Consider the following 6,202-nt stretch of genomic DNA (forward strand, 5'->3'; position numbering starts at 1 on the left):
TGACGCATCATTCGGCCCCGATGCCCGTGCGGTGGTTGTCGGCCCGGCGGACGAGTTCCGGGAACGCTGTGCCGTCCCGTGCCCAGGCCGGCGGGTTCTCGAGGTGTGCGGACAGGGGTTCGCTCGGCGCGAGTTGCCCGCGGCCCGCGAGCAGCAGGACCGCGTCCGCGGCGGCCAGGACGGCCACGGCGGTCGCGACGGCCACGGCGGTCGCGACGGCGCCTCCGGCGGTGCGCAACGACGCCGCGCGGACCATGGACACCACCTTCCTTCGCTGCCCGGAGCGCGGCCGGCCCGGCGGGTGGAGGGCGCGTGGCGCCGGCCACCCGCCGGGCCGAGGGCGGAGACATCGCCGAGGGTGCGCCGCGACCGGTGTGCCGTGCTGAAGCACCCGCCGGCAGCGGGCCGAGTTGCCAGAAGGAGAGCCGAACTCGTGCTCCACGCTACCCAGTGGTCCCGGAACGCGCACCCGGTCGTGCCTCGGACGGAGGGCGTGGTGACCGTGCGGCCCGGCGCCCGCACGAGCGGGCACGGACCCGGCCCCGGCCGACCGGGTGACGGGGCCCGCCGGGGGTGGACCCGGGTGCGGAACGGTGCTGCTCCAAGTGGAGGCGACGAGTGGTGGGGGCCCTTGCCCGAACGCAGGCTGGCGTACGCGCTCCTGCCCCGCCGTTGCGGCAGGCGCACCCATGCCCACCGTCCCCGTCCGGAACGGTCGGAGACGCCAGAGAGACGAGTTCACATGGCGGAACACGACATCGGTCCCGGGCCCCGGCCCGCCCGTTCCGGGACCGGGACGCCCGTGCGGAGCCGGGCCCGGCGCGTCCCCCCACGACGCGGCCGGGGAGTGCGTACGAAGGCGGCACTCGTCGCCGCGGGTCTGGCCGTCCTCGGCGCGGTCGGGACCGCGCCGAGCAGCGCGCAGTCGTCGCCCGCCGGGGGACCGCCGGCGGGGCACCCCGCGCGCTTCGTGCCCGCGCCCTGTCCGCGGACGCCGGAACCGGTGCCCGGGAAGTGCGGGTTCCTGGAGGTCCCCGAGAACCGCGAGCACCGCACGGGACGGACGATCCGGCTGGCCGTCGCCATCATCCCGGCGGCGGCGCAGACACCGGCGCCGGACCCCGTGGTGTTCATGGAAGGGGGTCCCGGCGGCGACGCCTTCGGGGCCATCCCCTTCCTGATCGACTCCGGGGTGAACCGCGACCGCGACCTGATCGTCGTGGCCCAGCGCGGCGCGCTGCACTCCCAGCCGAACCTCGCCTGCCCGGAGATGGACCGGTTCAACGCGACCGCCGTGGGCCTGCCCTACGACGCTCCGTCCACCGGACGCGGGCTGGTGCGCGCGGCGAAGGAGTGCCGGGACCGCCTCGTGGCCGAGGGCAACGACCTCTCGGCCTACAACACCTTCGAGAACGCAGCGGACTTCGCCGCCCTCCGCAAGGCCCTGGGCATCAGGAAGTGGAACGTCTACGGCTACTCGTACGGCACCGACCTGGGCCTGACCTACCTGCGCCGGCACCCCCAGGGCATCCGGTCGCTGGCGATCGACTCCGTCGTGCCGCCGCAGATCGTGAGCCTGCCGTGGGCCTGGGACAGTGCCCAGGAGGGGATCAACTCGATCTTCGCGGCGTGTGGGGCCCAGCCCGCCTGCAAGGCCCGTTACCCGGACCTCTCCCGCACGCTCACGGAGCAGGTACGGCGCCTGGAGGCGAACCCCCTGACGCTGACCGTGCCGCCGCCCGGTGGCGGGACCCCGGTGAAGGTCGTCCTCGACGGGGGCACGCTGGTCAACCTGCTGGTGACCAACGGGCGGCTGGTCCCGTCCGTCGACGTGCCCGCGGCGCTGTACGAGCTCGCCGCCGGCAACCCGGAGCGCTTGGCGCGGGCCCAGGCGGCCGGTGCCACCCCTGCCATCGGGGAGTTCGCCCACGGACTGACGCACTCGGTGGCCTGCGCGGAGTGGGCGCCGGGGTACTCCAAGCGCGACGTGCTGAAGGCGGGCCGCAAGGCCTTCCCCGGGTTTCCGGACTCGGTGCTGGCCCACGCACCGCAGCTGCCCTTCGAGCACGACCTGTGCCGCGCCTGGAACGTCCCGGACCGCACCGCCGTGCAGCGGGTGGCCACCCACAGCAAGGTGCCCGCGCTGATCATCACCGGAACCTTCGACGCGAAGACCGGGGCGAGCTGGGGGCCGTACGCCGGCCGAACGCTCCCCCGCTCGACCGCCGTGGTGATCCCCGGCATCACCCACTGGGTGGTCCCGCAGAACCCCTGCGCCGCATCGGTCCTGCTGTCCTTCCTGGCGCGGCCGACCGCGCCCGACACCGGCTGCGTGCCGGGAGTCGTACCCAAGCCGTTCACCATCATCCCCTGACCGGAGTACGCACGATGCCCCCGAACACCACCCCCGGCCGGCGCCCCGCGCGACGGTTCCCGGCGACGCTGGCCGGAGCCACGGCCGGCGCCCTCGTCGTCGGCCTCGCCGCGCTGCCCGCCCACGCCGCATCCGGCACCGAAGGGCCGACCGGCACGGTCGCCCGTACCGTGGGCGACGCCCACTACGAGCCGGGCCCCTGCCCCCGGACGGCGGATCCGATCCCCGACCTCGCGCGCGCCCGCTGCGGCACGCTGACCGTGCCCGAGAAGCGGTCCGGGTCCAAGGGACCCAAGAAGCCCGACCGGCCCGAGGGGCCGAGGGGCGCCGGAGGTCACGGCGGACGCACGATCAAGCTCGCCGTCGCGATCATGCCCGCGGAGAGCAGCACCCCGGCGCCCGACCCGATCGTGTGGCTCGCCGGCGGCCCCGGCGACGACGCGGTCTCCGAGATCCCGATGGCGCTGGCCGGCAACCTGAACCGCGACCGCGACGTGATCTTCATGTCCCAGCGGAGCACCTACTCGGCCGAGCCGGAGCTCACCTGCCCGAACATCGACCTGTTCAACGCCCGCGCCCTGAGCCTCGTCTCCAACGCCCAGTCCACCCGGCGCCTCCACGTCGAGGCGACCCGGGAGTGCCGCGACCGCGTGGACGCCAAGGCGGACCGCAGCGCGTACAACGACATCGAGAGCTCGGCCGACTACGACGCCCTGCGCAGGACGCTGGGTGTGAAGAAGTGGAACGTCTTCGGCATCTCCTACGGCACCCACCTGGCGCTCAACTACATGCGCCTGCACCCGAAGGGCATCCGCTCGGTCGGCATCGACGGCATCCTGCCGCCGTCCATCGCCGGCGGGGCCAACACCTGGAAGGCCGCACGCGAGGGCTTCGACGGCATTTTCAAGGCCTGCGCGGAGCAGCCCGCCTGCAACACCCGCTACCCGAACCTGAAGGCCACGTTCCTCCGCCTCGTCAGCGAGCTGGAGGCGAACCCGCTCACCGTCACCGTCACGGTCCCGGTCCGCCCCGAGCCGGTGGACGTCGTGCTGGACGGGAGCCAGCTCGTCACCTGGCTGACCTTCGCCAGCCACCTGGCGGAGGGGGTGCCGCGCTCCATCGACGAGCTGGCCCACGGCAACGGGCAGCGGATCGCGGAGCAGCTCGCGGGCGGCAAGTACAGCCCGGCGGCCATCGGCCGCGTCTCCCACGGGCTGGTCTACGGCGTCTTCTGCAGCCAGTGGACGCCGTACGAGAGCCGGGCCGACATCATCCGGGGCGGGCGCCGCGCGTTCCCGACGTTCCCGGAGTCGATGCTGCCCAACGCCCCGCAGCTCGCCTGGCTGCACGACGACTGCCGTGCCTGGGACGTGCCCCCGGCACCCCCCTCGGTGCGGGACGTGACGCGGAGCGACATCCCGACGCTGGCCCTGTCCGGCGGGTTCGACGCGCAGACGGCGCCGAGCAACGGCGCGTACGTCGCCCGTACGCTGCCGCGCTCGACGGTCGTCACTGTGCCGTACGTCGCCCACGTGGTGTTCGCGGACTCGAAGTGCGCGCAGACGATCACCACGTCGTTCTTCGAGCGTCCGGACGCCCCGGACACCGGGTGCCTCGCGGGCCTCCAGCCGCCGCAGTTCGAGATCGCTCCGTAAGGGGCGCACCCCGCTCACACGGGTGCCGGAACCGCCGGAGCCCGCATCCTTCTTGGCGAGGGTGCGGGCTCCGGCGGTGGTTGAGCATGTGAACGCTCGCCGTGTTGCCAGAGCGGCGGCACGGGCTGCGCGGACGCCCGGGGAACCGTTCGCACATACGTTCGTGTCTCCAGGGACTCAGCACGACGTGTCCCGGGCGGGCCCCGGGCTCGATCACCAGGGGGGATCTTGACTGCACCGCACCACGCACGGCTCCGCGTACTGGCCGCAGGCGGCGTACTCGCGCTGACCGCCGGCGCCCTGGCCGCCGCCCCGAGCAGCGCCGCCACCCAGCCCCGCGCAACCGGCTCCGCCACCCGGCCCGCGGCCGGCCCGGCAGCGGAGCCGTCCTCCGCAACCGCGTCACGCGGCGACGGCCGGCACCCGGGCGTCGTCGAGCCCGACCGGGTCGCGACGGGCGCGCGGGCGGCCGCCGCGGCCAAGCCGCGGCACGACGTCGACGGCGACGGCATCAGCGACATGATGGTCACGCAGTACGACCACTACACGGCCGTCTACCTGTCGTCGACCTCGCAGTGGAGCGACTACTCGATCCACAAGACGGACCCGGACTCCTCGTACAAGGACCTGCTGCCGGTGGGCGACGTGGGTGGCACGGCCAAGCCCGAGCTGCTGTCGCTGTCCTTCGACGGCAAGCTGACCCTCTACGAGGCCGGCCGGACGGGCACCTCGGCGCCCCTGTGGACAGGGACCGGCTTCCAGATCTTCAACCGCATCATGGCCACGGGCGACGTGACCGGGGACCGCCGCCCGGACATGCTGGCCCGAGACCACGCCGGCGACCTGTGGCTCTACACCGGCACCGGAAGCGTCAGCAAGCCCTTCAACACCCGGGTCAAGGTCGGCTCCGGCTGGGGGATCTACGACCAGTTGGTCGGCGCCAGCGACGTCGACGGAGACGGCATCGGCGACGTCATCACCCGCACCCTCAGCGGGGAGCTCTGGTTCCACAAGGGGGCCGGCAGCGCCACCGCCCCGCTCAAACCCGGTGTGAAGGTCGGCACCGGCTGGAACACGTACAACGTGATCACCGGCTCGGACGACCGCGACGGCGACGGCAAGAGCGACCTGCTCGCCCGCACCCGCGACGGCGTGCAGTACTGGTACCGGTCGATCGGCGGCGGCAAGTTCGCGCCGAAGGAGTACTTCGGCAGCGGCTACCAGAACAACCGGTTCATCGTCGGCGCGGGCACCACCCAGCTCTACGGCAAGAGCCAGAACCTGATGACCCAGTCCGACAACACCCTGGTCAAGTACCAGGCCCTGGCCAACGGCACGTACATCACCCCGCCGACGGGAGTGGGCACGGAGGCGCCCGGGTCGCGGAACACGTACGCCACGGGCCTCAACAGCCACAACCTCGCCAGTTATGTGCAGAACATCGGCAGCGACCTGTACATCCGCGGCTCGAAGGCCAGTTCGTCGTGGAACTACACCATGATGGCGGGCCCGGGCGACCTCACCGGTGACGGCAAGGGCGACCTGGTCAGCCGGGACTCCGCGGGCGTGCGGTGGCTGCACCCCGGCGACGGGGCGGTCCACACGAAGCTCGGCACGCGCATCAGGGTCGGCTCGGGCTGGAACACGTACAACACGCTGGTCGGCGCCGGCGATTACTCCGGCGACGGACGGCCCGACCTGCTGGCCCGGGACGGCTCCGGGCTGCTGTTCCTCTACAAGGGGACGGGGACGTCGAGCGCCCCGTTCGCCGCGCGGGAGCAGATCGGCACCGGCTGGAGCACGTACGACAAGCTGATCGCGCCGGGTGACATCGACGGCGACAGCAAGGGCGACCTGCTCGCCCGCCGCTCGACCGGCGAGATGTACCGCTACAGCTCGACGGGCAAGAGCGGCACCGCCACCTTCGGTTCCAAGGTGCTGTTCGGCAACGGCTGGCACATCTACAAGACCATGCTCTGAGCCCCGACGGGCTGACGGCGGGCTCAGGCGCAGGGCAGCGAGGACGCGGGCCCGTCCACGGCAACGGCCGTCGGACGGGCCCGCGTTCGTCGGGCCGGCTCAGATGTCGAGGAAGCGGACGTCCTTGGCGTTGCGCTGGATGAAGGAGCGTCGTGCTTCGACGTCCTCGCCCATCAGTACCGAGAACAGGTCG

4 protein-coding genes are annotated in these 6,202 nt (G+C 72.9%); 3 read left to right on the forward strand and 1 reads right to left on the reverse strand.

From position 1 onward, the window contains the following. Positions 1-7: 7 nt before the first annotated feature. Positions 8-256: a hypothetical protein gene (locus tag ACIQUQ_RS28600; protein ID WP_403981446.1), complete on the reverse strand. Its 249-nt coding sequence runs from the start codon at positions 254-256 to the stop codon at positions 8-10. A gap of 591 nt (positions 257-847) precedes the next feature. Between ACIQUQ_RS28600 and ACIQUQ_RS28605 the strand changes: the two genes are divergently transcribed. The 3 genes from ACIQUQ_RS28605 (at position 848) to ACIQUQ_RS28615 (ending at position 6,009) form a co-directional block, all read left to right on the forward strand. Next, complete coding sequence (locus ACIQUQ_RS28605; protein WP_403981448.1) at positions 848-2,374, forward strand: alpha/beta hydrolase; 1,527 nt, start codon at positions 848-850, stop codon at positions 2,372-2,374. Positions 2,375-2,388: 14 nt separating this feature from the next. Further along, positions 2,389-4,029, forward strand: a complete 1,641-nt coding sequence (locus ACIQUQ_RS28610; protein ID WP_403981450.1) for an alpha/beta fold hydrolase — start codon at positions 2,389-2,391, stop codon at positions 4,027-4,029. 228 nt (positions 4,030-4,257) lie between these two features. Beyond that, complete coding sequence (locus tag ACIQUQ_RS28615; RefSeq protein WP_403981453.1) at positions 4,258-6,009, forward strand: FG-GAP repeat domain-containing protein; 1,752 nt, start codon at positions 4,258-4,260, stop codon at positions 6,007-6,009. Positions 6,010-6,202 lie beyond the last annotated feature (193 nt).

It is taken from the genome of Streptomyces sp. NPDC101118, from assembly GCF_044759445.1.
Classification (GTDB): domain Bacteria; phylum Actinomycetota; class Actinomycetes; order Streptomycetales; family Streptomycetaceae; genus Streptomyces.

What these genes read in the sequence shown, in the direction of transcription:
- ACIQUQ_RS28610 (WP_403981450.1), top strand. Translation starts at nt 2,389, where the DNA reads ATGCCCCCGAACACCACCCCCGGCCGGCGCCCCGCGCGACGGTTCCCG.
- ACIQUQ_RS28600 (WP_403981446.1), bottom strand. Translation starts at nt 256, where the DNA reads ATGGTCCGCGCGGCGTCGTTGCGCACCGCCGGAGGCGCCGTCGCGACC.